General features: G+C 72.4%; 23 protein-coding genes. 15 read left to right on the forward strand and 8 right to left on the reverse strand.

Annotated elements, in window-relative coordinates:
* Positions 1–9 precede the first annotated feature (9 nt).
* Complete coding sequence (lysX, locus tag ACQP2F_RS38045; RefSeq protein WP_433296296.1) at positions 10–3,339, forward strand: bifunctional lysylphosphatidylglycerol synthetase/lysine--tRNA ligase LysX; 3,330 nt, start codon at positions 10–12, stop codon at positions 3,337–3,339.
* 2 nt (positions 3,340–3,341) lie between these two features.
* Positions 3,342–4,142 (forward strand): hypothetical protein, encoded by an 801-nt coding sequence (locus ACQP2F_RS38050; protein ID WP_433296298.1) that lies wholly within the window; start codon positions 3,342–3,344, stop codon positions 4,140–4,142.
* A 146-nt stretch (positions 4,143–4,288) separates the two neighbouring features.
* Here the strand turns inward: ACQP2F_RS38050 and ACQP2F_RS38055 are convergent, their stop codons facing one another.
* Positions 4,289–4,744, reverse strand: coding sequence for a hypothetical protein (locus ACQP2F_RS38055; RefSeq protein ID WP_433296300.1), 456 nt, complete (start codon positions 4,742–4,744; stop codon positions 4,289–4,291).
* 112 nt (positions 4,745–4,856) lie between these two features.
* On the opposite strand from ACQP2F_RS38055, the gene ACQP2F_RS38060 reads away from it, so the two are divergent.
* Positions 4,857–6,242, forward strand: a complete 1,386-nt coding sequence (locus ACQP2F_RS38060; protein WP_433296302.1) for a pyridoxal phosphate-dependent decarboxylase family protein — start codon at positions 4,857–4,859, stop codon at positions 6,240–6,242.
* A 589-nt stretch (positions 6,243–6,831) separates the two neighbouring features.
* Here the strand turns inward: ACQP2F_RS38060 and ACQP2F_RS38065 are convergent.
* The gene (locus ACQP2F_RS38065; RefSeq protein ID WP_433296304.1) at positions 6,832–10,392 is read right to left on the reverse strand and encodes an NB-ARC domain-containing protein; all 3,561 of its coding nucleotides are present in this window, start codon (positions 10,390–10,392) and stop codon (positions 6,832–6,834) included.
* Positions 10,393–10,554: 162 nt separating this feature from the next.
* On the opposite strand from ACQP2F_RS38065, the gene ACQP2F_RS38070 reads away from it, so the two are divergent.
* The 5 genes from ACQP2F_RS38070 to ACQP2F_RS38090 all read left to right on the forward strand — a co-directional run bounded on the left by ACQP2F_RS38070 (position 10,555) and on the right by ACQP2F_RS38090 (position 13,786).
* The gene (locus ACQP2F_RS38070; RefSeq protein ID WP_433296306.1) at positions 10,555–11,040 is read left to right on the forward strand and encodes a DinB family protein; all 486 of its coding nucleotides are present in this window, start codon (positions 10,555–10,557) and stop codon (positions 11,038–11,040) included.
* Between the two features lie 31 nt (positions 11,041–11,071).
* Positions 11,072–11,971, forward strand: a complete 900-nt coding sequence (locus ACQP2F_RS38075) for a sigma-70 family RNA polymerase sigma factor (RefSeq protein WP_433296308.1) — start codon at positions 11,072–11,074, stop codon at positions 11,969–11,971.
* Between the two features lie 80 nt (positions 11,972–12,051).
* Positions 12,052–12,603, forward strand: coding sequence for a dihydrofolate reductase family protein (locus ACQP2F_RS38080; protein ID WP_433296311.1), 552 nt, complete (start codon positions 12,052–12,054; stop codon positions 12,601–12,603).
* 92 nt (positions 12,604–12,695) lie between these two features.
* Positions 12,696–13,160 carry a hypothetical protein gene (locus tag ACQP2F_RS38085; protein WP_433296313.1) on the forward strand — a complete coding sequence of 155 codons (465 nt, stop codon included), beginning with the start codon at positions 12,696–12,698 and terminating at the stop codon, positions 13,158–13,160.
* Positions 13,157–13,786: a hypothetical protein gene (locus ACQP2F_RS38090; RefSeq protein ID WP_433296315.1), complete on the forward strand. Its 630-nt coding sequence runs from the start codon at positions 13,157–13,159 to the stop codon at positions 13,784–13,786. Before ACQP2F_RS38085 ends, ACQP2F_RS38090 begins: the two co-directional genes overlap by 4 nt.
* Here the strand turns inward: ACQP2F_RS38090 and ACQP2F_RS38095 are convergent.
* From ACQP2F_RS38095 to ppk2, 3 genes are all read right to left on the reverse strand, one after another.
* On the reverse strand, positions 13,742–14,392 hold the full coding sequence (locus ACQP2F_RS38095) for a SanA/YdcF family protein (protein WP_433296317.1): 651 nt from the start codon (positions 14,390–14,392) through the stop codon (positions 13,742–13,744). The genes ACQP2F_RS38090 and ACQP2F_RS38095 overlap by 45 nt on opposite strands.
* Positions 14,393–14,443: 51 nt before the next feature.
* Positions 14,444–15,433, reverse strand: coding sequence for an ArsR/SmtB family transcription factor (locus ACQP2F_RS38100; protein ID WP_433296320.1), 990 nt, complete (start codon positions 15,431–15,433; stop codon positions 14,444–14,446).
* Between the two features lie 284 nt (positions 15,434–15,717).
* Positions 15,718–16,515 (reverse strand): polyphosphate kinase 2, encoded by a 798-nt coding sequence (gene ppk2, locus ACQP2F_RS38105; protein WP_433296323.1) that lies wholly within the window; start codon positions 16,513–16,515, stop codon positions 15,718–15,720.
* A gap of 65 nt (positions 16,516–16,580) precedes the next feature.
* Here ppk2 and ACQP2F_RS38110 point away from each other — a divergent pair, with 65 nt between their 5' ends.
* From ACQP2F_RS38110 to ACQP2F_RS38135, 6 genes are all read left to right on the forward strand, one after another.
* Positions 16,581–17,519, forward strand: coding sequence for a DUF2332 domain-containing protein (locus tag ACQP2F_RS38110; RefSeq protein WP_433296326.1), 939 nt, complete (start codon positions 16,581–16,583; stop codon positions 17,517–17,519).
* On the forward strand, positions 17,516–18,520 hold the full coding sequence (locus tag ACQP2F_RS38115; RefSeq protein WP_433296328.1) for a nitronate monooxygenase: 1,005 nt from the start codon (positions 17,516–17,518) through the stop codon (positions 18,518–18,520). Before ACQP2F_RS38110 ends, ACQP2F_RS38115 begins: the two co-directional genes overlap by 4 nt.
* A gap of 396 nt (positions 18,521–18,916) precedes the next feature.
* A complete protein-coding gene (locus tag ACQP2F_RS38120) occupies positions 18,917–20,017 on the forward strand; it encodes a glycoside hydrolase family 11 protein (protein ID WP_433296330.1) in 1,101 nt (366 codons plus the stop codon).
* Positions 20,018–20,139: 122 nt separating this feature from the next.
* Positions 20,140–20,451: a type VII secretion target gene (locus ACQP2F_RS38125; RefSeq protein ID WP_433296332.1), complete on the forward strand. Its 312-nt coding sequence runs from the start codon at positions 20,140–20,142 to the stop codon at positions 20,449–20,451.
* A gap of 5 nt (positions 20,452–20,456) precedes the next feature.
* On the forward strand, positions 20,457–21,152 hold the full coding sequence (locus ACQP2F_RS38130) for a WXG100 family type VII secretion target (RefSeq protein ID WP_433296334.1): 696 nt from the start codon (positions 20,457–20,459) through the stop codon (positions 21,150–21,152).
* 41 nt (positions 21,153–21,193) lie between these two features.
* Entirely contained in the window at positions 21,194–22,327 is a 1,134-nt protein-coding gene (locus ACQP2F_RS38135) for an oxygenase MpaB family protein (RefSeq protein ID WP_433296336.1), read from the forward strand.
* A gap of 12 nt (positions 22,328–22,339) precedes the next feature.
* On the opposite strand, the gene ACQP2F_RS38140 is transcribed toward ACQP2F_RS38135, so the two are convergent.
* On the reverse strand, positions 22,340–24,286 hold the full coding sequence (locus tag ACQP2F_RS38140; protein WP_433296339.1) for a thiamine pyrophosphate-binding protein: 1,947 nt from the start codon (positions 24,284–24,286) through the stop codon (positions 22,340–22,342).
* Complete coding sequence (locus tag ACQP2F_RS38145) at positions 24,283–25,056, reverse strand: cyclase family protein (protein WP_433296341.1); 774 nt, start codon at positions 25,054–25,056, stop codon at positions 24,283–24,285. The genes ACQP2F_RS38140 and ACQP2F_RS38145 overlap by 4 nt, the downstream gene beginning before the upstream one ends.
* Before the next feature lie 84 nt (positions 25,057–25,140).
* Here ACQP2F_RS38145 and ACQP2F_RS38150 point away from each other — a divergent pair, with 84 nt between their 5' ends.
* Positions 25,141–25,725 (forward strand): hypothetical protein, encoded by a 585-nt coding sequence (locus tag ACQP2F_RS38150; protein ID WP_433296343.1) that lies wholly within the window; start codon positions 25,141–25,143, stop codon positions 25,723–25,725.
* Between the two features lie 12 nt (positions 25,726–25,737).
* Here the strand turns inward: ACQP2F_RS38150 and ACQP2F_RS38155 are convergent, their stop codons facing one another.
* Positions 25,738–26,466 (reverse strand): FAD:protein FMN transferase, encoded by a 729-nt coding sequence (locus tag ACQP2F_RS38155; RefSeq protein ID WP_433307750.1) that lies wholly within the window; start codon positions 26,464–26,466, stop codon positions 25,738–25,740.

The raw sequence follows: 26,466 nt of genomic DNA on the forward strand, positions 1-26,466 counted from the left end.
GAAGCGTCCATGGCAATCCCGCCGGGCGGGGTCCCGGCGGCCACGCGACCGCGTCTGGAACGGCGCGGCCGCCGGCTCGAGCGCGTTCCCGACCTGCTCGCGTACTACCTGGGCTTCGTGGCGGCGTTCTCGGCGCTGCTGGCGGTCTTCCCGTTCCTGCGGGCGCCACTGCACTGGCTGCGCGTCGCCGTCGAGTATGTCTCGATCACGGTGACGCCCAATCTCGCGTACGCCATCGTGCTCTCCCTGCTCGCCGGCGCCTGTCGCCGTCGCCTGCGTGCCGCGTGGTGGCTGGTGCTGCTCCTGCTTGCCGTCCCGGCGGCGCTGAGCCGGCTCGGGCAGACCGTGAGCGGGGAGATCGGTTACCTGCCGGCCCTGCTCGTCACCGGGGGCGCGGTGGGTGTCCTGATCGCGGCCCGGCGCCAGTTCACGGCCCGGATCGAGCGCGGGAACGGCTGGAAGGCCCTCGGCGTCCTGGTCGGGCTGCTCACGCTCGGTGTCCTCGTCGGCTGGCTGCTGCTGCGGGTCGCGCCCGGCACCCTGGCCACCGAGGGCGACCGGTTGGCCTGGTCGGTCAACCACGTGCTCGGCGGCCTGGGCGACGCCGACACCACCGGGATCGTGGGCCGCGGGCCGCGCTGGGTCACGTTCCTGTGTGGCCTGATGGGCGGCCTGGCCTTCCTGACCGCGGTCGCCGTGCTGTTGCGGCCCCGGCAGGCACGCCGCTCGCTGGGCCCGCACGACGAGGCCCGGATCCGGGAACGGCTGGCGCTGTTCGGGGAGAACGACTCCCTCGGCTACTTCGCCACCCGGCGGGACAAGACGGTGATGTGGTCGCCGGGCGAGCGGGCGGCCGTCGCCTACCGGGTGGTGGGCGGGGCCAGCCTGGCCGCCGGCGACCCGATCGGCGCCCCCGAGGGCTGGGCCGGCGCGATCGAGGCCTGGCTGACCGAGGCGCGGTACTTCGGGTGGGCGCCGGCGGTCCTGGGCGCCGGCGAGGCGGGGGCGCGGGCGTACGTGTCGGCCGGCCTGGGCGCTCTCGAGCTCGGCGACGAGGCGGTCATCGACGTCCGCGACTTCCGCCTGGACGGGCGGGCCATGCGGGTGGTGCGGCAGGCGGTGCAGCGGGTCGAGCGGTCCGGTCACACCGTACGCATCCGGCGCCACGCCGACATCGACGACGCCGAGATGGCCACCGTCGTGGACGACGCCGACCGATGGCGGGACACCGAGACCGAACGCGGCTTCTCGATGGCGCTGTCCCGGCTGGGCGACCCGGCCGACGGACGCTGCGTGCTGGTCGAGTGCCTGGACGCCGGGGGGACCCGGCGGGCGCTGCTGTCCTTCGCCCCGTGGGGAGACCGGGGGCTGTCACTCGACCTGATGCGACGCGACCGGACCGCGGAGAACGGGGTCAACGAGCTCATGGTGACGTCGCTCGTCCAGCAGGCGCGCCTGTTCGGCGTCGAGCGGATCTCGCTGAACTTCGCCATGTTCCGGGCCGCGTTCGAGCAGGGCGAGCGGATCGGCGCCGGGCCGGTGCTGCGGCTGTGGCGCGGCTTCCTGCTGATCGGCTCCCGCTGGTGGCAGCTGGAGTCGCTGTACCGCGCGAACGCCAAGTATCAGCCGGTCTGGTACCCGCGCTATCTGTGCTACGCCGACCGGCGCGATCTGCTGCGCATCGGCGTGGCCTTCGCGGTCGCGGAGGGCTTCGTGTCGCCGATGCGGCTGCGCATCCGCCGCCCGGCCCACCCGGACGTGAGCCCGCTGACCTCGGCGACGGCCGGCGGCGCCGAGGTCGCGGCGCTGATGGCCGCGACCGCCGACGGCGACCGGGACCCGGTGGCCGCGGAACTGGCCCGGCAGCTCGCCGGACTGCCCGAGCAGGTGCGGGTCCGGCGGGCCAAGTACGACCGGCTCCGGGCCGGTGGCGCCGAGCTGTATCCGGCCGGCTTCCCGCGCACCGCGACGATGCTGGAGATCCGCGAGCGGTTCGGCGGCCTCCCGCCGGACACCCGGACCGGGCACCGGGTCGGCGTGGCCGGGCGGGTGACGCTCTACCGGACCGCGGGCAAGCTGTGCTTCGCCACCCTGCGCGACGGCAGCGGCGATCTGCAGGTGATGATCGCGCTCGAGGGGGTCGGCGCGGACGCGCTGCGCTGCTGGCGCCGCGACGTCGATCTGGGCGACCATGTCGGCGTCGAGGGCGAGGTGATCACCTCCCGCCGGGGCGAGCTGTCGGTGTTCGCCGACCGCTGGGCGATCACCGCCAAGTGCCTGCGGCCGCTGCCCGACAAGCACCGCGGGCTGAGCGATCCGGAGGCGCGGGTGCGCCAGCGCTATCTCGACCTGATCACCAATCCGGATGCCCGGCGCATGCTGCGCCTGCGACCGGCCGCCGTGCGCGCGGTGCGGGACCACCTGCACGAGCACGGCTTCCTGGAGGTCGAGACCCCGATCCTGCAGAGCGTGCACGGGGGCGCCAACGCGCGTCCGTTCCTCACCCACATCAACGCGTACGACATGGGTCTCTATCTGCGCATCGCCCCCGAGCTCTATCTCAAGCGGCTGATGGTGGGCGGGGCCGAGCGCGTCTTCGAGCTGAACCGCAACTTCCGCAACGAGGGCGCCGACGCCACCCACAACCCGGAGTTCACCATGGTCGAGGCGTACGCGGCGTACTGGGACTACGACCGGATGCAGGCGCTCGCCCAGGCGATGATCCAGCGGGTGCTGCGGTCGGTCTCCGGCGGCACCACCGTGGTCCGGGACGGCACCGCCTACGACCTGGGCGGCACGTGGCGCAGCACGACGGTCAACGACGCGATCTCGGCCGCGCTCGGCGAGGAGGTGACCGCCGACACCGGGGTGGAGCAACTGCGGAAACACTGCGAGCGGGCGGCCGTCGCGTACGCGCCCGGCTGGGGAGCGGGCCACCTGCTCCTGCAGATGTACGAGGAGCTGGTCGAGGGCCGCACCGTCGAGCCGACCTTCTACCGGGACTTCCCGATCGAGGTCTCGCCGCTGACCCGGGCCCATCGCGCCGACCCGCGTCTGGCCGAGCGGTGGGATCTGGTCTGCTTCGGCGCCGAGATCGGCACGGCCTACTCCGAGCTCGTGGATCCGGTCGAACAACGCCGCCGGCTCACCGAGCAGTCGCTGCTCGCCGCCGGAGGCGATCCCGAGGCGATGGAGCTGGACGAGGACTTCCTGCGCGCGCTGGAGTACGCGATGCCGCCGTCGGGCGGTCTCGGCATGGGCGTCGACCGGCTGATCATGATGATCACCGGGAAGAACATCCGGGAGACGGTGCTCTTCCCGATGGTTCGCCCGGGTTAGCCATGCACTGGCTGCGGGACGGCTACCACGACCACGTCCTGGCGACGGGCAAACAGCCGCTGCTGTTCCTGTTCGCCGGCTTCATCATCGCGTTCCTCGCCATCCGCCTCAGCGTGCGGATGATCCGGGCCGGCGTCTCCTGGTGGCCCGGCAACATCAGCCGCGGCGGGGTGCACATCCACCACGTCGTCTTCGGGGTCGGCCTGATGACCGTGTGCGGTGTGGCGTCGTTCGCGCCGTTCACCGCGACGCTGCCCTGGCGCAGCTGCATCGCGGCCGGGTTCGGCGTCGGCACGGCACTCGTGCTCGACGAGTTCGCCCTGGTGCTGCACCTGGAGGACGTCTATTGGACCGAGGCCGGGCGCCGATCCGTCGATGCCGTGTTCCTGGCCGTCGCGCTGATCGGCATGCTCGTGCTCGGCGCCGCGCCGCTGGGCATCGACGACCTCTCCGCCGGTGAACGGGCGAGCCGCTGGGACATCACCACGACCGTGCTGCTCAACGCGTTGCTGGTGCTCATCACGCTGGCCAAGGGCAAGATCTGGACCGGGCTGATCGGCGTCCTCGCGCCGGTGTTCGCGTTCGTCGGCGCGGTCCGGCTGGCCCGCCCCTCCTCGCCGTGGGCGCGGCGGTTCTACCGGCCCGGCTCCCGCAAGCTGCGGCGGGCGGTGCGCCGCGACCGGCGATGGCACGGCCGGGCCACCCGGATGCGGCGCCGCCTGGCCGACGGGGTGGCCGGCAAGCCGCATCTCGTCCGTGTCGCGGCGCGGGCCGAGCCTCCGGAGCACCGGCCGCCGGTGTGAGGCTGTGGATTGCGGTCCGAAATCGTCGTACCCGGCCGCTAGTCTCACCCCACCCAGTGAACGGGTGGGGTGGCTTACCGGCCCCGCCCAGTGAACGGGTGGGGTGGCTTACCAGCCCCGCCCAGTGAACGGGGTGGGGTGTGCGCTCACCGGCCCACCCGGTCCCGCTCGGCCCGCGCGGCCCGCCGGGCCAGCCGCCGCAGGCGGCTTTCGATCACCTGATCGACGTGCAGGGCGATCCAGCCGCAGACGACGGCGAGGGGCAGCTCGAGCAACAGGGCGGACAGGACGGCGGCCGGTACGTCGTCCGGGGGCGAGGTCGTCACGTCGAACCAGGCGTCGACGACCAGCATCGTCGCGGTGGCGGCGGCGAGCAGCCCGGCCTGGGGCGACCCCCGCCAGGCGAGATGGGCGGTGGCCAGCAGGACGACGACGAGCAGCACGTCGAAACCGACCCAGGTCGCGCGGTAGTGCTGCGTCGTCGACTCGGCCGGCAGCGTCGCCGCGAGATAGATGATCCACGGCACCGTGGCCAGGCCGAGCACGGCGAACACCGGCGCCACCCACCGGGGCACCGGTCGCAGCCGGTCCGCGTCGGCCATGCGACCAGCATGCCACCGGCGGCGGCGCGACGGTCACACACCGGACTCGGGACCCCGTTCGGGCCGGCACCGGATCTACGCTGAGCGGCAACCGGCCGGAGGGAGGCACGCGATGGACCGCCCGGACTGGAAGGGACCGCTCGGAGTCGCCTTCGAGCACGCCATCGCCTATCTGCAGGGACTGCCGGAGCGGCCGGTGGCGGCACGCGCCTCGCTGGCCGAGCTTCGCGCCGCGCTGGGCGGGCCGCTGCCGCCGGGCCCGCAGGCGCCGGAGCGGGTGGTGGCCGAGCTCGCCGCGGCGGCCGGGCCGGGGGTGGTCGCCTCGTCCGGCGGCCGCTACTTCGGCTTCGTGGTCGGCGGCGCCACTCCGGCCGCGCTCGCCGCGGACTGGCTCACCTCGGTGTGGGACCAGAACGCCGGCCTGTACGTTCTCGGGCCGGCCGCCGGCGTGGTCGAGGAGACCGCCGGCGCCTGGCTGGTCGAGCTGCTCGGGCTGCCGGCCGGCACCTCGGCCGGGTTCGTGACCGGCGGCCAGATGGCGAACTTCACCGGGCTGGAGATCGCGGTCCGGGACGTGCTGGGCCGTACCGGATGGGATTTCGACACCGCCGGTCTCTGGGGCGCGCCGCGGGTACGGGTGATCGCCGGCGAGGGACGGCACGGCACCATCGACCGCGCGCTGCGCTTCCTCGGCGTCGGCACCGGGTCGATCGTCGCCGTCCCGGCCGACGAGCAGGGCCGGATGACCGTGGCCGGGCTGGCCGGGGCGCTGGCCGGCGGCGACGGGCCGACGATCGTCTGCGCGCAGGCCGGGAACGTCAACAGCGGCGCCGTGGATCCGATCGGGGAGATCTGCGACCTCGCGCATCGGTCCGGCGCCTGGGTCCACGTCGACGGCGCGTTCGGCCTGTGGGCGGCGGCCAGTCCCCGCCTGCGGCCGCTGGTGGCGGGGGTGGAACGGGCCGACTCGTGGGCGATGGACGCGCACAAGTGGCTCAATGTGCCGTACGACTCCGGCTTGGTGTTCTGCGCACACCCGGCGGCGCACCGGGCCGCGATGGGCGTGCGGGCCAGCTACCTGGTCCACGCCGCGGGCGACGAACGCGACGCCCTCGACTACAACCCGGAGCACTCCCGCCGGGCGCGGGGCTTCGCCGTCTACGCCGCCATCCGCGCCCTGGGCCGCACCGGCATCGCCGAACTGGTCGAGCGGTCCTGCGCGCTGGCGCGTCGCTTCGCCGACCAGCTCGCGGCCGTCCCCGGGGTGGAGGTTCTCAACGAGGTCGTGCTCAACCAGGTCCTCATCCGTTTCGACCAGGGCGATGCGCACACCCGGCAGGTGCTCGACCGGCTGCAGCGCGAGGGCACGTGCTGGATGAGCGGCACCACCTGGAACGGGACGGCGGCCGTGCGCATCTCGGTGTCGAACTGGTCGACCGACGAGGACGACGTCGATCGCACGGTGGCCGCAATCCGGCGGGCGGCCACGGGCCGATGACCCGGCACCGGGCGACCGCGCAGCGGCTCGCCGCCGTCGGCGACTACCGGTTCCCGGCCGGGGTACGCCATCGCTTCATCGTCGAGCACGACCTCGACCTCGCCGCGGTCGCGCTGGTAGAGGACGCCGTGCGCCAGTGGTTCCGGCTCGCCGCCCGCCACCCCCGAGCGGCGATGTCGATGCCGTCGGTGGTGGCCGGCGATCTGTGGCGGGACGTGACCCGCGACGCCCAGGGCTACGCCGAGCTCTGCGCCGCCGCGTTCGGGCGTCCGTGGCCCTACACACTCGACTGCTCCGGACCCGGGGCTGGCCGAGACGTTCCGCCGGGCCCGGGCGGACGAGGGCTGCGGTCCGGCCGAGCTGCCCCTGCTCTTCCGGGTCGACCGGGCGCTGGCGGTGCCGGGCGGCCGCCGCTACCTCGCCGACTGCGGCGGGCGCGGCCAGTGCCACGAGCTGCCCGGTACGACCTGCCTGCGCCACGTGGCCGGCGTGGAGAAGCCGAAGCGGAGATGGCCGGACCAGTGGGGAAGCGCGCCGGTGCAATTCGGTCCGTGACAACATCCGGCGACCGACGGACGTGCCGCTTTCACTAGGCGCCCGCAGAGCTCATCGCGGCCCTGATCTGCAGATCGAAGTTGTAAACTCCCGCCTCACCGCCGACGATGAGCCGGCGGCCGCAGGGGCTCCACGCGCAATCGCGCGGCCGGGCGTCGATTCGCATCATGGCAATGGCCGTACCGCTTTTGCTGTCCCAGATTCGTATCGTCCGGTCATTGCTTACGGTCGCCAGCCGGGAGCCGTCAGGGGCGATCGCGGCCGAGTTCACTCGCCCGGCGTGGCCGAGGAGTTGGACGCGCCTCCGATGGGTAGCGGTCTCCCAGACCCACAGCGAGCCGTTGTCGCCGCCGATCGCCAGCCACGTGCCGTCGGAAGCGATCGCCACGCAGTACGCCCGTCTCGTGTCGTTCATCAGTCGCGTACGCGGCCGGCCGGTCGCCACGTCCCAGATCTGTGCCGACCCGTCGTTGCCGACGGCGATGAGCCATGCGCCATCCGGGGCGACGGCTATCTTGTTCACCCCTTTCGGATGAGGCCCCAGCGCCGATCGCAATTGGCCGGTGGCGGCTTCCCAAATCCGTATCCATCCGGCGCGACTGGCGGTTGCCAGCCAGGTGCCGTCCGGTGATACCGCCACCGTGGTGACCTCGCCGGCGTGACCGGCCAAGCCGATTCGGAGCTGTCCGGTGGCCGCGTCCCAGATCCCTACGGAGCCGTCACGACAGGCGCCGACGACCCAGGTGCTGTCGGGGGCCGGTGCCACTGCGGTCACGGTGGCGGTATGACCGGTCACCGCCGTACGCAGTAATCCGCTGGCCGCATCCCAGATCCGTAGAAACGAACTACCACCTGTAGCGATCCAGGAGCCGTCCGGTGCTGCCGTCACCGTCGTCACGCGGCCGGCATGATTGGTCAGCGCCTCGCTCGGTCGCCCCGTGATGCCGTCCCAGATCTGAAGGAGCCCATCGGCGCTTCCGGTCACCATCCACGCTCCATCGGCGGCGATCGCGACGGCGGTCACCACTTCGGTGCCGCCGGCCAACATCGTGTGCCGCTTGCCGGTCACGATGTCCCAGACGCAGACTCCGTCGTCGCCGGCGCTGACCAGCCACCTGCTGTCCGGTGCCACCGACATGGCACGCACGTGACCGCTATGACCGGTCAGCGTTGTGCGCTGCTGACCGGTGGCCAGGTCCCAGACCTCTATCGGCCCGTCATCTCCGGCGGTCGCGAGCCATTCACCGTTGGGTGCGACCGCGATAGCGTTGACATTGCCGGGGCGGCCGGTCAAAGCGCCCCGTTGCCGTCCGGTCGCCACGTCAAGCATCCAAAGGGAGCCATCACTCGCACCGATGGCTATCCATGAACCCTGCGGTGCGACGACCAACGCGGTCACGCTACTGGCGCGACGCGTCCATTCGGTTCGCTGCTGCCGGGTGACGATATCCCAGATACGCAGGGTTCCATCGGCCTCTCCGGCGGCCAACCAGGTTCCGTGAGGCGACGCCGCCAAGGCGGTGACTCCGCTTGAGTGGCCGTCCAGCACCGTGCGCTGCTGACCGGTGGCCGCATCCCAGATGCTCACGAGTCCGTCGCGGGCGCCGCTGGCGATCCACGTTCCCTCGGGTGACATTGCCAAGGCGGTGACGCCGCTCGTGTGGCCCTCGAGCACCGTGCGCATTTGACCGGTGGCCGCATCCCAGACGCGCACCAAACCGTCGCGGGCGCCACTGGCAAGCCAGGAACCGTCCGGCGAGACGACCACGGCAGCCACTCGACCGCCGTGGCCGGTGATAGTGCGGCGCAGGTCGGAAGGCGCGAGGTCGGGCAGCGCCCATCGGTTTCTCAGCGCGGGTCCAGCCCGCTCGACGGCGAGGGCGGCGGACTGGCGGCCCCAGTCAGGGTCGTGCGCCACCCGGCTGTAAAGGATATCCGCACGCGAATGCGCCGGTCGGGTCGGCCCGAGCAGATGCGCGATCTGGCCGAACAGCCGTGCCAGCCGGACGGCCCGGGCGGTGCCGAACTGCGCGAGGTCGACGAACGGTCCGGTCGCGTCGGACTGCTCCAGGCGGCCCTCGATCCATCGCAGGTCCGCCGCCGTTGCCTCGGCCTCATCCGTACGGTTCGCCGCCTTCAGATGACCGATCAAATGATCCCACAGGTAGCGGGCCGACTCTGGGAGCCGCCACCAGGCGATCACCGCCGCACCGGCACTCTCGCCTTCAGAGATCACTGGTCGCTCCCGGGGAAGATCGGTTGCGACAGCCTGGAGCAGAACGTCGTTCAGGGCTCGCAGCCTCTCCTCGCCCAGCTCGCCGCGGAAGTAATCTCGAACCACGTCGTGAAGACCGACCGTTCCCGCTCCGTCGGCCTGGCTCACGGTGAGCAGGGCGAGGTCGCCGAGCCGCGCACACAACGCCGTCGCGACCATGGTGTCCGAGCCGGCTGTCGCCTTCCAGAGTGCCGCTACCAGAGCGATCGGGATGGTCTCGTCCTCGATGAAAATCGACAGCTCGGCAAGCCTGTCCCGGCCCTGCGCATCCAACAGGCCGGCGCTTGCCTCGATCGTCGCCGCGACGGCCAATCGCCGCTGCTCCGGATCGGTCACGTCCACCTGCCGGCCGGCCGCCCCGGTCCACGCGTCGACCTGCAGGGCACCATCACGGCGCAGGCGGTTCAACAGCTCGCCGGCGGCGTCCGAAGCGTCTCGCAGCTGAGTCTGGTCGACCAAGATCTTGTTGATGAGCCGCAGGAGAAGCGGCCACCGGCCGGCCTCGTCCATCAACCCATCGGTCACCCGCGCCGGCAGCGGCGGCAGGTCGGCCGTGAGCACCCTGCGGGCCTGGCCGACCGGCATCTGATCGACCCGGACGGTGACGCCCGCCGCGGCGATCAGAGAGGTGACCCGAGTCGTCACCAGGCGGGCGCATCGGCCGGCGACCGGGAACGCCGCCAGCTGGTCGCTGAACCACACGTCATCGAGAATGATCAGTCGCCGCGGTCCGTCGGCCAGCACCTTGGCCAGATGATCCGCCGCCTGCCCGACATCGGTGAAGGGTTGCGCCTGCGCTGGTTCGATCTGCCGGACCAGGTCGTTGACCTTTTCTGCCAACGCACCCCGCCGGACATCACGACCCACGGTGACCCAGTAGACGCGTCCGCCGAACGTGCGCAGCAGTCGGCGATCCGCCCGCACCATCCGGGCGACCGTGGACTTGCCAAAACCACCGGCGCCCTGAACAGCCGTTGTCACACCCACCGTCGACGGTCCGTGCCGCCGGCAAAGGGCTCGCACGACCGCGCCGATCTCCGCCGGGCGGTCCACCATCCACGACTCCGGCTGCTGCGCCGCCGGTATCAAGTCCCGCAGTCCGCGCTCGTAGCGGCGCTGCGTCCACCATCCGAAGAGGGCGGCCCCGGCCATGGCGAGGACGGAGGCCACGAGCCACAACAGATAGTGCCTGCTCATTGACGGAAGCCAAGCCACCGGACTTCCCGTCGATGCGTTACCCGCTACCGTCGCCAAGGCCGCGGCGGCCGAGGCGATGACAGCGGCCATGACCATCAGCGAGACCTGGGTCCAGCGGCGCACGCCAACCTCCTCGCGCCGGAATCATCGACCGACGTCGCCCGGACGCATCGCTCCCATCAAAGCGGGAATCAACTCCACGCGGGCAGGCAGGAAGTGTTGGATCACCGACAGCGACGCGGCCGCGGCTGTCGATCCGGGGCCGGCACCGTTCGTCGGTGGGATATGAGTGACATCGTCATCGAGAACGTCGTGCGGCCGGAACGCGTGCTGTCCGGTTCGTGGCCGGAAGTGATCGCTTCCACCCTGGACTACCACCGGGCGACCTTCCTCTGGAAATGCGCCGGCCTCACCGAGGCCCAGCTGCGGCGCCGCCCGCTGCCGTCGGAGCTGTCCCTGCTCTGGCTGCTGCGTCACCTGCGCGGCGTCGAGCGCTACTGGTTCCAGGTGCGGCTGGCGGGCACGGCGCCCGCGCGCGCGGCCGAGCCCACGGGCGCCGCCGACCTCTACGCCGACTATCTGGCGGCCTGCGACGAGTCCCGGGGCGTCTTCGCGCAAGTCACCGCGGACCTCGGGCGTACGGTGCCCAACCCGGAGTTCGGCGACGCCGGCGTGCGGTTCGTGCTGACCCACGTGATCGAGGAGTACGCCCGGCACGTCGGTCACGCCGATCTGCTGCGCGAGGCCGTGGACGGCGCCACCGGCGAGTGACCGGCGACGGGCGATGTGTCATCGTCCTGGCATGGACCTTGAGCCGTACCGGCGGGAGCTAGTCGTCTACTGCTACCGGATGGTCGGGTCCTTCCACGAGGCCGAGGACCTGGTCCAGGAGACGATGCTGCGCGCCTGGAAGGCGCGGGAACGGTACGACCGCGAGCGCGCCTCGGTGCGGACGTGGCTCTATCGCATCGCCACCAACGTCTGCCTGACGGCGCTCGAGAGCGGGCGGCGGCGCCCGCTGCCGTCGGGCCTCGGCGCGCCGAGCGAGGACCCGTCCGCGCCGCTCACGCCGGCCCCGGAGATTCCGTGGCTGCAGCCCTTTCCCGGCCCGGACTCGGGGGCCGGCCTGCGGCTGGCGTTCGTCGCGGCGATGCAGACCCTGCCGGCCAAGCAGCGCGCGGTGCTCGTCCTCCGCGAGGTTCTCCAGTTCAGCGCGGCCGAGGTGGCCGCTCAGCTCGGGACGACGGTTCCGGCCGTCAACAGCGCGCTGCAACGGGCGCGGGCGGCCGTCGCCGGCGCCCGGGAAGCCGAGATCGCCGAGCCGGACGACCCGGCGGTCCGGACGGCGGTCGACCGCTACGTGCGGGCGTTCGAGGCGGCCGACGTTCCCGCGCTCGTACGCCTGCTGACCGCCGACGCCGTGCTCGAGATGCCGCCGGTTCCCCTGTGGTACCGGGGCCGCGCCGACTACGGCCGGTTCATGGAGCGCGTCTTCGCGATGCGGGGCGCGGGCTGGGCCATGACCCGGCTCGAGGCCAACGGGCAGCCGGCGCTGGCCGCGTACGCTCCCTCGCCCGGCGGCGGGAAACGGCTGCACACGCTTCAGGTTCTGACCGTCACCGGCGGCCTGGTGTCGCACAACGTCGTCTTCGCCGACCCGTCGGTGTTCGCCGCCTTCGACCTGCCCGCCGAGATTTCCTGAGAGATTCCGCCCGTACGCGATGAGCCCGCGCGATGTCGCCGGTAGGTACCGCCGGACACCGACAGGAAGGGATCGTCGCCATGAGCGTCATCGTCATCGAATTCATCACCCTCGACGGAGTCGTCGAGGATCCGGACGGGTCAGCCGGCACCCCGCACGGCGGCTGGGCCTTCCGGCACGGCCCGGAATCGGTCGCCGGCGACAAGTTCCGGCTCGGCCCGCTGCTGGACGACGGCGTGCTGCTGCTGGGCCGGGCCACGTGGCAGTTGTTCTCCCGGCTGTGGCCCACCCGCGACGACCCGTTCTCGGTCAAGATGAACGCCATTCCGAAGCTGGTCGCCACGCGTACGGCAATCGACCCGGGCGCATGGGCGAACTCACGCGTGCTCGACGGCGACCTGGCCGACGCCGTGAAGCGGCAGGAGCGCGACGTGATCGTCGCCGGCAGCATCGGCGTCGCGCACGCCCTGATGGCCGCCGGCCTGGTCGACGAGTACCGCCTGCTGATCTTCCCGACCGTGCTCGGCGCCGGCCGCCGCCTCTTCGCCGCCGGTGCGGCGCCCACCTACCTGCGGACGCTCTCGGCCGATCCGGCCGGCGCCGCGGTGCTGACCCGCTACGGGCGCGCGTGACGGCTCGGATGATCGGCTAATTGCCGGGTCGGTGTCCGAGGCGGAGCATCCCGAACGGGTGAAGCCGGTCGTATCGACCCGAGGAGGTCGTCATGAAGCGTCCGCTCCTGATCATTCTCGCCGCATCCACCACCGCCGGCCTGGCCGCGGTCGCCGGATCGACACCGGCGGCCGCGACCGATGGCGGGCGACCGCCCCTGCACTTCCACGTGCAGTTCAGCCCGTTCTCCTACCTTGACCTCGGTGCGCCCGGGCCGAGCATGGGCGACCAGATCCTCGCCCACGACCTGCTGTTCGACGCCGCCGGCCACCAGGTCGGGCACGACGGCGTGGCCTGCACCGTCACCGATCCCGAGGGCGGCCCGGAGGCGCAGTGCACGGGGACGTTCGCGCTGCCCGGCGGCCAGCTCGCCACCCAGTTCCTGAACACGCCGCCCGCGGTGAAGCACTTCGCGGTGACCGGTGGCACCGGCGCCTACCGCCGCGCGCGCGGCGAGGCCGTCCTGGTCGAGCACGGCGACGGTACCGGGGACGTGACGTTCTACCTGACGTCATGAGGGCCGGGCGCTCCGGGACGGTCCTCGCCGCCGGCTTCGTCGTGGTGCTCTTCGTGAGCGAGGTCGCGGTGACGCTGCCCGACCTCGACGCGACCGACCAGCACGTCGCCGACTTCTACGCCGGGCACCGGGCGGTCGTGGTGGCGATGCAGCTGCTCGGCTTCGTCGCGGCCGGGCTGCTCGCGATGCTCGCCCTGCGGGTGCGCGAGCTCGACCGGGCGAGCGGGTACGCGCTGCTCGGCGTGGCCGGTGTGGCGCTGCTGCCCGGCCTGGTCACCGCCGTCCTGGCGCTCGCCGCCGACCCGGCGCACCCAGCGACGTCCGGCCGTCTCAACGCCGCCGCCGCGATCGCCGACGACCTGCTGTTCCTGAGCGTGGCCGGCTTCGCCGCGACGGTCTGGTCGGCGCGTGGCGCGTACCGGCCGGTGCTGCGCTGGTTCGCGGCCGCGGTGAGCGTGGTCTGCCTGCTCCGGGGCGTGCTGGGCGTCGCCGAGCGGGAGGGCGTGCTCGGCACGGTGGCGCCGTTCGCGTTCCTGGTCCTGGTGGTCGCCGTCGGGGTGAGCGCGGACCGGCGACCGCGTTCAGGGCGCGCGGAGGGCGTTCTCGACGGCCGGGTCGGGCGGTGAGGTGACCGCGGGCGGGCGGCCCCGCACGACGTCCCACACCGCCTTGCCGCTGGCGAAGTAGTCGCGGACCGACTTCGACACCAGCAGCGAGGCCGGGCAGTGACACCGGGCCACCACCCCGGTCGCGTCGATGCCGAGGTGCCGGCACAGGGCCACGGCCCGGGACACGTGGTACGACTGCGTCACGACCAGGGCCTGCTTGACTCCGTAGACGTCGCGGGCGCGGATGCACGTGTCGTAGGTGTCCAGGCCGTACGGGTCGCGCACGATGCGTGCCGGGTCGACGCCGAGCCCGGCCAGGTAGGCGGCCATGGCGGCGGGCTCGTCGCCGGAGCCGCCGCGGCTGTCGCCGGAGACCAGCACGACCCGGGCCTTGCCGTCCTTGACCAGGCCGGCCGCGGTCTCGAGGCGGCCGGCCAGGCGCGGCGACGGCTGCCCGGCGACGGTCACCTCGGTGCCGAGGACGATCGCCACGCCGGCGGCCGGCGCGTCACCGGCGTCGGCGACGTGGCCGCGGGCGGCCAGGGTCGTCCACGCCCAGGGCGCGCTGGCCGGCAGCAGCAGGATCACGAGGACGAGGAGGGCGCGAAGCAGGCGACGTCTCATGGCGGGTCTCATGGCGGCGGCGAGCGTAGCGACACCCCGCCAGCCCGCGGCTCAATCGGTGCGCGGGCCCGGCTTCTCGCCGAGCAGGGCGGCGCCCAGCGGGGTCATCGTGTGCAGCACCGCCTTGCCGACCCGGCTGGTGTGGATCAGCCGGGCCTCGCGCAGCACGGAGGTGTGCTGGGAGACCGACGCGGCGCTCACGCCCACCCGGCGGGCCAGCTCCGATGTCGTCGAGCCGTCGCCGATCGACTCCAGGACCGACGTGCGGGTCTGGCCGATCAGCGCGGCCACCGAGCCGCCGTTCGCGGCCGGGCGCTGCGCCCAGAACGTGGCCGGGTCGCGCTCGACCGGGTAAACCAGCACCGGCGTCAGCTCGGGGTCGCGGAACACGTCGGGGGCGCCCCACGACAGGTAGGACGGGACCAGGATCAGGCCGCGGCCCTCGAGCTCGATCGACTGCTCGAACGGGGTGTCGACCTCGAGCACCGGTGAGTTCCAGCGCATCATCGGCCGGAAGCTCTCGAGCAGGCCCTCGGCGCCGTGCTCGAACAGGGCGCGGGCCCGGCGGGACCGGTCGGCCTCGACGTGGGCCTGCGCCTCGGACCAGAACGGCGCCACCGCCACCTCGTAGTGCGAGCGCATGGCGGCGGCCACCCGCTCGAGGACCGGGCGGTCGCCCTCGGCGAGCCGGCGCATCCACGAGGGGGTGGGCTCGCCCAGCCGGGCCAGCTCGGCCATGTCGTGCCGGAGGCGGGTGGCCGGGGTCGACAGGATGGCCTCGATCGCGTACGGCAAGCCCTGCGTGCCCTCGGCCGGGGTGAGGAAGTCGGGGTAGTAGGCGCCGCGCACCAGCGGGAGCAGGATGTCGAGGTCGGCCCGGCGGGCGCTACGCACCACCTGCTCGCGCCACGGGCCGAAGATCGGCGTCTGGCCCGGGCGGGTGAGCCGGAACACGCTGAACACCGTCTCCCACATGGGATGCGGCTCGGCGGCCATGCGGACCCGGCCGATGTCCTCCGGCGTGAAGTGGACGCGCAACACGTCGGCCCCTCCGGCTAGCCTCGCGTTCGGATTGCGAGCTTAACCGGGCATGGCGCATCCACCCACTCGCCCGAAAGGCAAGAAAGGGGGAGAAAGGGTGCCGAGCCGCCGCCGCACGTGCCCCCGCTGGGACGATCCCCCGTCGTTCTTAACCGCCACGGCGGTCAGCTCGCCCGGTGGCCGGCTCGACCAGACGACGATCGCCGGAGGAGGCCACTTGCCTCAAGACATTTAACTCCTCGCTGAATAGTTAGCTGTCTTTACCATTCAGAATCGCCCCAAAACTAATAGGGCGTCGGAATTCTCCGCACCTGCAGCACGGGCTCGCGATAGCCGTCCGCTTTCTGGCGCTTCGGAAGCTTCACGTCCTTATGGGCGAGCGGCTGGTACGGCACGTTGTCGAGCAGATGCGTGATCACGTTCAGCCGCCCACGCTTCTTGTCGTCGGTGTTCGCCACGTACCAGGGCGCCCAGGCGGTGTCGGTCGTGCGGAACATCTCGTCCCGGGCGCGCGAGTAGTCGTACCACCGGCTGTAGGACTTGAGGTCCATCGGCGACAGCTTCCAGTACTTGCGGGGGTCGTTGATCCGGTTCTCCAGCCGGCGCGTCTGCTCCTCGGGGCTGACCTCCAGCCAGTACTTCAGCAGGATCACCCCGGAGTCGACGATCGCCCGCTCGACCTCGGGCACGAGCTGGAGGAACTGCGCGGACTGCTCCGGCGTACAGAAGCCGAGCACCCGCTCGACGCCGGCCCGGTTGTACCAGCTGCGGTCGAAGATCACGACGTCCCCGGCGCCGGGCAGATGCGGCACGTAGCGCTGGAGGTACATCTGGGACTTCTCCCGGTCGGTCGGCGCCGGCAACGCGACGACCCGGAACGTACGCGGGCTCACCCGCTCGGTGATCGCCTTGATCACCCCGCCCTTGCCCGCCGTGTCCCGCCCCTCGAAGACCACGCAGACCTTCGCGCCGGTGTCCTTGACCCACTCCTGCATGGCCACCAGCTCGCCGTGCAGCCGCCGCAGCTCGTGCTGGTACTCCTTCTCCTTCATGCGGGGGAGCACCTCTTTGTCGGTTTCCATAGGCCACCGTGGCACGCGGCGGCCGTTCCCCCATCACCCCGGGCGGATGGATGAGAATCAAACCCATGACGACCGCGATGGTGTACGGCGAGTTCGCCGCCCGTGAGGCACATGAGGTCTCACCCGCGTACGAGAGATTGTCCGTCGCCGTCTCGCGGAGCCCCGGGCTGCTCGCCCGCCTCGACGCCCTGCCCGAGCCCAAGCGCCAGCCCAACCTGCTCTACGCCGCGGTCCGTTTCCTCGGCGGCCCGGTCGCGGAGCCGGGCGAGTTCCTCGCGTTCACCGCCGCGAACTGGCCCGCGATCGAGGCCGAGATGCGCACCCGGGCCACCCAGACCAACGAGATCGGCCGCTGCGCCCTGCTGCTGCCCGTGCTGGCCGCGCTGCCGCAGCCGCTGGCCCTGCTCGAGATCGGCGCCTCGGCCGGCCTCAACCTGTTCCCCGACCGGTACTCGTACCGCTACGGCGACCACCGGCTGGGCCGGTCCGGCCCGGTGCTCGACTGCGATCTGACCGGCCACCAGCCGCCGGCCGCGCTGCCCGAGGTGGTCTGGCGGGCCGGCCTCGATCTCAACCCGCTCGACATCACCGACCCGGCCGACGCGCGCTGGCTCGAGTCGCTGATCTGGCCCGAGCACGAGCACCGCCGCGAGCGCCTGCGTGCCGCCGCGCGCGTCGCATCCGCCGACCCGCCGCTGCTGGTGCGCGGCGACCTGGTGGACGACCTGCCGGCGCTGGCTCGGCGGGCGCCGCGCGACGCCACGCTGGTGATCTTCCATACGTCGGTGCTCTATCAGGTGCCCGCTCCGCGTCGCGAGAGCTTCCTTCGGCTCGTACGGGAGATGCCCGCGCACCTGATCTCGATCGAGAACCCGACGGTGATCCGGTACGCCGGGCTGCCGAACCCGCCGGACGAGACGCTGCACAACATCATGGCCCTCGACGGCCGCCCGCTGGCCTGGTGCCGCCCGCACGGGCAGGGCCTGAGCTGGTTCGCGGCATGAGCGTGCGCGACCTGCTGACTCCCGTCGTCGTCGCCCCGATGGCCGGCGGTCCCACGACGCCTTCGCTGGTGGTCAACGCGGCACGGGCCGGGGCGCTGGGCTTCCTGGCCGCCGGCTACAAGTCGCCCGAGGCGGTCGAGGCCGAGCTGCGGGCGGTCGCCGGGGTGCCGTTCGGCCTCAACATCTTCGTGCCCATGCCGCCGCCCGGCGACCCCGCGCCGCTGGAGCGCTACCGCCGCTTGCTGCAGAGCGAGGCCGACCGCTACGGGGTCGAGCTGCCGCCGCTGCGCCTGGCCGACGACGACCACTTCGCCGCCAAGGTGGAGCTGGCCATCCGCTACCAGGCGCCGCTGGTCAGCTTCACGTTCGGCGTGCCCGACGCGGCCGTGGTGAGGGCGTTGCGGGAGGCGGGCTCGGCCGTGCTGATCACCGTGACGTCGGCCGCCGAGGCCGCCCGGGCGGTGGCGGCCGCTCCCGACGGCTTGATCGCCCAGGGCGGCACGGGCGGCGCCCACTCGGCCACCACCCACCCGGCGACCTACCGCGGCACGACGACGGCGGCGGAGGTGTTGGCCGAGGTCCAGACGACCGGCGGCGTGCCGGTCGTCGCGGCCGGCGGCGTCTCCTCGGCCGCGGACGTGCGGGCCCTGCTCGACGCCGGCGCCGCGGCGGTGCAGGTCGGAACGTACTTCCTGCTCGCCGACGAGGCCGGCACCCGTCCCACCCATCGTGCCGCGATCGCCGGCGGCGACTTCACCGAGACGGTCGTGACCCGGGCCTTCACCGGCCAGCCGGCCCGCGGCCTGCGCAACCGCTTCACCGACGCCTACTCGGCGGCGGCCCCGATCGGCTACCCGGCCATCCATTACCTGACCGCCCCGATCCGAGCGGCCGCCGCAGCCCGGAACGATCCCGGGGCGCTCCACCTGTGGGCCGGAACCGGCTTCGCGTCGGCCCGTCCCGCCCCGGTCGCGGAGCTGATCCGTGACCTCCTCCCGTGAGGTGAAGACCTCCGACCGGCCTGCTCTGGTCGGCCCATCTTCTCCGTTCGGCGGCCGCTTTCCGGCCGGCCCGCACCCTTGGCTCGCTCTCCGCGGTCGGCGGGCGCTGACCGGCCGCATCCGGAGGGCCGAAACTTTCGGTCCGAAGGCGAGAAGTAACCGCTGCCGCTTGCTAACAGCACGCGCTCAAGTGCTCGGCTAAGCGTTCAACCAGGACAAATCTTCGTCGGTTCTTTCGGGGGCTCTCCGGAAGTTGTTGACACCCTCCGGGGGTCGCTCAATACTTCATCCATCGATGAACTTCATCGCCGTGCCCGGAGGGCGGGCCGCCGCCGGTTCCACCGCCGGCCCGGGCCGCCTCGCTGGGCTTCGCTCAACGAGGAAGGATGCACGCGCGTGAACGACTCCCCCGTCCCCCCGTCCCGGCGCGGGCGTAACCGTCTGAGGCTCCTCATCTCCGCCGCCGGCGCCGTCGCGCTGGCGGTCACCACGGTCGGGCTGGCCGGCGTGGCCCACGCCGAGGCCGACCGGACCGTCACCTCGAACACGACCGGCACCCACAACGGCTACTTCTTCTCGTACTGGAAGGACAGCGGCAACGTCACGATGACGCTGGGCGCCGGCGGCAGCTACAGCGTCCAGATGAACGGCATCAACAACTCGGTCGTCGGCAAGGGCTGGAAACCGGGCTCGAGCCACACGGTCAACTACTCGGGCAGCTTCAACTGCGGGGGCAACTGCTATCTGGCCCTGTACGGCTGGACGACGAACCCGCTCATCGAGTACTACGTCGTCGAGAACTTCGGCAGTTACAACCCGAGCACCGGCGCCCAGCGGCTGGGCTCGGTCACGACCGACGGCAGCACGTACGACATCTATCGCACCCAGCGGGTGAACCAGCCGTCCATCATCGGCACCGCGACGTTCTACCAGTACTGGAGCGTGCGGCAGCAGCACCGCACCGGCGGCACGATCACCACCGCCAACCACTTCCGGGCGTGGGCCAACCTGGGGCTCAACCTCGGCTCGCACGACTATCAGATCCTGGCGACCGAGGGCTACCAGAGCAACGTCAGCTCGAACATCACCGTGAGCGAGGGATCCACCCCGACCACCCCGACCACGCCGCCGACCACGCCCACCACGCCGACCACGCCGCCGACCACGCCGCCCAACCCCGGCTCCGGCGCCTGCAAGGTGACCAACGCGGTGAACGCCTGGAACACCGGTCTCACCGACAACATCACGATCACCAACACCGGCTCGTCGGCGATCAACGGCTGGTCGCTGAAGTTCAACCTGGCGTCCGGGCAGACGATCACGTCGGGCTGGAACGCGTCGTACTCGCCGAACAGCGGCTCGGTCACCGCGACCAACGCCAGCTACAACGGCTCGATACCGCCGGGCGGCTCGACGACGATCGGCTTCCAGGCCAACCACACCGGAAACAGTGCCGCACCCAGCGGCTTCACCCTGAACGGCGCAACCTGCAGCTGACCGAAGGCAAGCCCGCCGCCGGAAGGAGCCCGGAAGGAATCCGGGAGAACGACCGGCGACGGGCTTGTCACGCATTGGTAGACTTCGACCCATTCACGGGGATCTCTGGTTCGGGAGACGGAGTGGCGGACGGGTTCGGCGTCGACGCGCAGCAGATTCGCGACCAAGCGACCAGGATCGACGCGATACGGCAGCGTTTTGGCGCCGTGACGGCGGCCAGCGCGGCGATCACGCAGGACGATGGGGCGTACGGGCTGCTGTGCGGTTGGATGCCGGCGGTTCTCGAACGCCGGCATGCCCGCCAGGATCAGCTCTTCGCCTACCTCGAGGAGAACCTCCGGCTCGCCGCCGAGGCGCTGGTGCAGACCGGCCGGGAGTACGCCGACGTGGACGGCACCGCGGCCGAGCGCATCCGCGCGGCCGGCCGGATGTGACGACGGTGAGCGATCTGGTCGCGCCGGTCATCACCACCCGCACGTCCTCCACCGGTTTCTCGCTCGCCGACAGCTTCACGGGTGTCCACCAGGCGATCGCCGGGGGCGGCTGGGTCGACGGCGCCCTGGCCGGCGGGGCGTTCGCGCTCGACGTGGCGTCCACCGTGCTCGACCCGTTCAGCGCGCTGCTCGCGAGCGGGCTGAGCTGGGCGATGGAGTACTTCGACCCGCTGCGGGAGATGCTCGACAACCTGGCCGGGATGCCGGACCGGGTCGCCTCGCACGCGGCGACCTGGGGAAACATCGCCGGCGAGCTGTCCGGCATGGCGGCCGACCTGCACGCGAGCCTGGCCTCGGGAGTGCCGGACTGGCAGGGTGCGGCGGCCGAGACGTACCAGAGCCTGATGGCCAACAACGTCGATGCGCTCGACGGGCTCGGAGCGCTGGCGGCGGCGATGGCGGTCTCCACCCAGGCGGCCGGCAACCTGGTGCAGTTCACCCGCGATCTCGTACGCGACCTGATCGCCGACCTGGTGGCGCGGGTGATCGTCTGGGCCGCCGAGTCGCTGCTGGTGGTCACGATCCCGGTGGTGGCCGCCCAGATCGCGTCGGCGGTGGTCAAGTGGGCGGGCCGGATCCTCGGCTACACCTCGGCGCTGGTCACCAGCCTGGCCAACCTCACCCACCTGCTCGAGGGATAGCGCCGCCGGGACGCACCGCCGGCGATATCTAGAATCGGTGTATGACGACGCCGGGCCGCTTCGGCGCCGACCGTGCGTGGGGCGAGCGGGCGGCCCGGCCACTGCGGCTGCTCGCCGGGCCCGGCGCGGCGCCGACCGAGGACGAGCTGGCGGCGCTGCGGGCCGGCCTCGATCGGCGCGACGAGGTGGCGGCGGAGCTGGTCCGGGAGTCGGGCTCGATCAAGGAGCTGCGCCGGGCGCTGGCTCGGGGCCCCTCGCCCGATCACCCCGAGCCGATCCGCAGGTTCTTCGACGTCGTCACCGCGCGGCCCGGGTGGGTGGACGACGCGCTGCTGGCGCGAGGTGCGACGGCCTGCCGCGCGTACGGGATGGATGCCGGTCTGGTTCTGGCCTATGGCTCGCTTCTCGGTGGTTACCGGACGGGCGCCGCGCTGGAACCGCTGGTGCGCACCGGGCGGCTGACCGGCGGTGAGACACTGCGGCGGATCATGGAGACCTCGCTGTGGTGGCGGGCGGTGACCGCGCCGGGCGGACTCGCGACCGGCGGCGAGGGCTGGCTTCTCTCGCTGCACGTGCGCGTCATGCATGCGCTGGTCAACGCCCGTCTCGAGGCCGATCCGACCTGGGACCACGCCTTTCGCGGCGTGCCGATCAACCAATACGACCAGGCGAGCACGCTGGGGGTCTTCAGCACCAGCTTCCTGCTTCACCTGCGGCTTCTGGGCGTACGGGTATCGCGTGCCGACGCGGCGGCGGTGATGCACCTCTGGTCCTACGTCGGCTGGCTGATGGGTGTCGACGAACGGTGGCTGCCCCACACCGAGCTCCGGGGCCGGCGGCTTCTGTACCACTTCCTGGCGTACGACCCGCCGCCGGACCGGAACAGCCGCTCGCTGGCCCGGGCCCTGATCGACATGAGCAACGCCTCGGGTCTCCGGCGCGTCTACGACCGGGAGCGGGCCCTTTCGGTGAGCTCGTGGCTGCTCGGGCCGGCCGCCATGCGCGACCTCGGGCTGCCGTATCGGGTTCCGTGGTACGGGCTTTCCCGGGTGGCGTCGAACCTGCTGTTCAGTCAGGGCCTCGGGCGGTTGCCGGGCGGGCGGTCGCTGTTGATCGCCCGCGGGGAACGGCAGGCGCGGGCGCAGTTCGCGCGCTGGGGCGGGGAGCTGTCGTAGGTTCTCCCGGTCTCAGTGGCCCCGGAAGGCCTCCTCCAGCCACCACGACGGCCGGGTGGCGGAGACCTTGGCGTCCACGACCATGGGCACGTCCCGGGGACCGGCCAGCCAGGCCGCGACCGGGCCGAGATCCGCGGCCGCCCGCACCGTGACCGCGGCGCACCCGTGGCCGCGGGCGATCGAGGCGATGTCGGTGTCCGGAAAGACGACGGTGGAAAGGGGGTGACCGCCGGGCCCGAAGTGATGCACCTCGGCCCCGTAGGCGTTGTCGTTGTAGACCACGATCAGCATGCCCAGCCCCAGCCGCGCGACCGTCTCGAGCTCCGCGATCGCCATCAGGAACCCGCCGTCGCCGCACGCCGCCACCGGCAGCCGTCCGGGCACCGCGAGCGCCGCGCCGAGCGCGCTCGCCAGCCCCAGCCCGATCGACTGGAACGCCTGGGTGAAGCAGAAGCCCCGGTGGTCGGGAACCGAGAGGAACATGGCCGGATAGCCCATGAAGTTCCCGGAGTCGACCGCCACCACCCGCTCAGCGGGCAGCAGATCGTCGAGCGCGATGGTCAGCGTGCGCGGGTCCACGTGGGTGGCGTCACCGTCGTCCTCGTAAGGGACGTCGCGCCACCGGGAGCCGGCGGCCAAGCGGGCTTCGACCTCGGGCGTGCGATAACCACGGCCGGCCTCGGCGTGCCCGGGCTCCTCGGCGCTGCCCTTCTGCGCCGAGCGACTCTCGGCTTGGGTTCGGCGCAGGGCGGATCGCACGGCCTCGGCGGTCGCCCGGACATCGCCGACCATGCCGAGGTCGACGCGGCCGTGGGCGCCGAGGGCGGACTCGTCGAGGTCGACCTGGACCACGGTGGCGGTCGGCGGCAGGAGGGCGCCGTGGCGGGTGGTCCACATGTTGAGCGAACTCCCCCAGGCCACGATCACGTCCGCGCCCGCGATGAGGTCGGCCGCCACCGGGGTGGCGAAACCGCCGGAGACGTCGAGGTTCCAGGGATTGCCGGTGAACAGGCCCTTGGCCACCGCGGACGTGGCCAGGAGGGCGCCGCAGGTTTCGGCCAGGGCGGTCAACTCGGCGGCCGCATGCAGGGCGCCCCGGCCGGCGATGAAGACCGGGCGGCCGGCCTCGGCCAGCAGCGACGCCAGCGCGACAACCGACAAGTCCGAAGCGACACCCAAGGCGGAGCTCGACGCGGCCACGGCGGAGCTCGACGCGGCCACGGCGGAGCTCGACGCGGGCAAGGCGACGCTCGCCGCGGGCACGGCGGCGCTCGCCGCGGGCACGGCGGCGCTCGCCGCGGCCACGGCGGCGCTCGACGCGGCGGCCCGCGCGGGAGCGGCCGACGCGGGACCTCCCGGCGGACCCGCTGCCGGAACGGGCTGCGACTGGATGTCCAGCGGGAGGTTCAGGACCACGGTGCGGCGCTCGTTCGCGGCCACGTGCCAAGCGCTCGTCGCGTCGGCCACGGCGGTCTCGGCGGACTCGATCCGGCGGGAGGTGGCGCCTACCGCTTCGGCCAAGGCGTCCTGGTCCACGCGGAAGTTGGAACGCGGCGCGGTGGCCTCGGCGGCCAGGACGATCAGCGGGGTTCGGCTCTTGGCCGCCTCGGCCAGGCCGGTCATGGCGTTGGTCAGGCCGCAGCCCTGGTGGACGGTGACCACGCCGACCCGGCCGGTCAGGCGGGCGTAGGCGTCGGCCGCGGTGGTGGCGCCGGCCTCGTGGCGGGTGGCGATGAAGCGGGCGCCGTGGGCGACGAGGGCGTTGGTCACGTGGAAGTTGCCGCTGCCGACCACGCCGAAGACCTGGTCGGCGCCGAGGGCGGCCAGCGCGGCGCCGACCGCCTCGGCGACCGAGCGCGACGCCGGCGAGGGCGGCGAGGACGACGGCAGCGGGGACGGCGAGGACGACGGCGTCAAGGAAGGCGAGGACGGCGAGGACGACGGCGGCGGGGAGGTCATCGCTCGACCAAGGCCAGCACGCGCGCCGGGCTGCCGGAACCGCCGACGATCGGCAGCGGCGCGGCGATCACCACGGCGCCGACGGGTGGGAGCTGGGCCAGGTTCTGCAGCTGGGTCAGGCCGTACTTGCCGGCGCCCAGCACGAAAGCGTGGCACGGGAACGGCGGGTCGAACGAGTGGGCCGCCCCGGCGTCGGTGCCCACCGTCTCCACGCCCACGCCGATCACCGGCGCCTCGGACGCCAGCCAGCGTGCGGCCTCGACCGAGATGCCGGGCGTGTGCGGGCCGGTCTCGTCGGCGTTCAGGAAGTCCTCCTGGTCGGACGAGCGGGCGTCCCACCCCGTACGGACCAGGAGCCAGCCACCGGCCGGAAGCGGGCCGTGCGAGGTCTCCCACCGCTTGATGTCGTCGACCGTCAGCAGGAAATCCGGATCGCCCGCCACCCGGTCGGAGACGTCGATCACGGCGGCCGGTGCGATCAGGCGCCGGGCCTGGATCTGCGAGACGTCCTCGCCGTCCTTCGCGGTCACCCAGTGGATGGGCGCGTCGAGGTGAGTGCCGGTGTGCTCTCCCGTGTGGATGTTGTTCCAGTACCAGGCCGGACCCCGGTCGTCGTACCGGCTGATCTCCTCGAGGCCGAACGTGATCGTGTCGGCGAAGGGCGGCGGCAGCTTGAGGATCGGCGTCTCACCGGACAGCGGCGCGGTGAGGTCGACGACCTCGATCGTGCCCCCGTCGAGCGCGGAAACCAGGTCTCGCAGAATGCTCATCGCCGCCTCCAGTCGGATTGACGCCACAAAGGACGCGTCAGGGGTGAGAATTCGTCATAGTGCCAGCTTCGGGGGAGGTTGACGATGGCGAATGCGATTCCGGACAGGGCATTTCTGCGGGCCGCCGACATGCCGGGCGTGATCAAGGGTGCGCCCCGGCGGCTGGGCGACGGCGAGGTGCCGCTGCCGACCTTCTGCGGCGCCGGCTTCGAGCAGGCCGACCGCATCGACGCGCGGGGCACGCTGCGGTACTACTTCTCGAGCCCGGGAGCGCCGGCCGAGGCGACCCCGAAGGCGATGGTGCACCACCAGGTGCTGGTCTACCGGGACGGGGGCGCCACCGACTTCATGGACGGGCTGCGCACCTGCGTGACCGGGTGCAAGTCGCAGAACGAGGACGGCGTCGAGCTGCGGAACCACCTGCACGGGCCGTTCGGCGAGGCGGACGACTCGGTCGTGGTCGAGCAGACCCGGCCGGCCACCGACGAGACCGGCACGCCGCTCGACGACGGAACGCTGCACAGCGTCTTCTGGGCGGCGGCCCGGGTCGGCGAGGCGGTGGCGTTCGTCAGCATCGCCGGGTGGGAGTCGTGCTCGGCCGAGGAGGCGGACGCCCTGACGCTGGGCAAGAAGGCAGCGCGGCGCCTGCGCGAGTGGCGAGAGAGCTAGACCGCGGCGCGACTAGACGGCGGCCGGCAGGTTGGCCGAGCTGAACGCGCGGCCGTCGTCGGTCACCACCGCCGACTCGAAACCGTCGGTGGCCAGCTTGGCGAGCCACGTCAGGCCGGGTTCGCCCATCGCGAGGGCGGCGGTCGCGTACGCGTCGGCCAGCGCCAGATCGGGCCCGACCACCGTGACCGACCGCAGTCCCCGCGCCGGCTGTCCCGTGCGCGGGTTGATCACGTGGTCGCCCCGCTCGTACGTCCCCGAGGTGGCTATCGCGCCGTCCGTCATCGCCAGCACCCAGCTGACCTTGCCGGCGTCCCACGGATGCCGGATGCCGACCCGCCAGGGCACGCCGTCCGGGTGCAGGCCACGCATGCGGATGTCGCCGCCGGCGTTGATGTAGTGGTTGGTCGACCCGGCGGCGGCCAGCCGGGCCGAGGCGACCTCGACCGACCAGCCCTTCACGTAGCCGGACGGGTCGAGCGGCCCGCCCGCGTACGCGTCGAAATAGCCGTCGGTGTCCCGCCAGAGGTCGGCGCACGCGTCGAGGACGTGGCGGAGGTCGTCGGAGCAGGTGGCGACCGTGAGCTCGCCGCGCCGCATCCGCATGACCTCGCTGTCGTCCCGATAGGTCGAGAAGCGGGCGTCGACCTCGTGCAGCCACCGGCACACGTCGTCGATCAGCTCGCGCAGCGAGGACTCCGGGCGGTCGTCGGCCAGCTCGATGCTGACCGCGGTACCCAT

Source organism: Actinoplanes sp. CA-030573, from assembly GCF_050951115.1.
Taxonomy (GTDB): Bacteria; Actinomycetota; Actinomycetes; order Mycobacteriales; family Micromonosporaceae; genus Actinoplanes.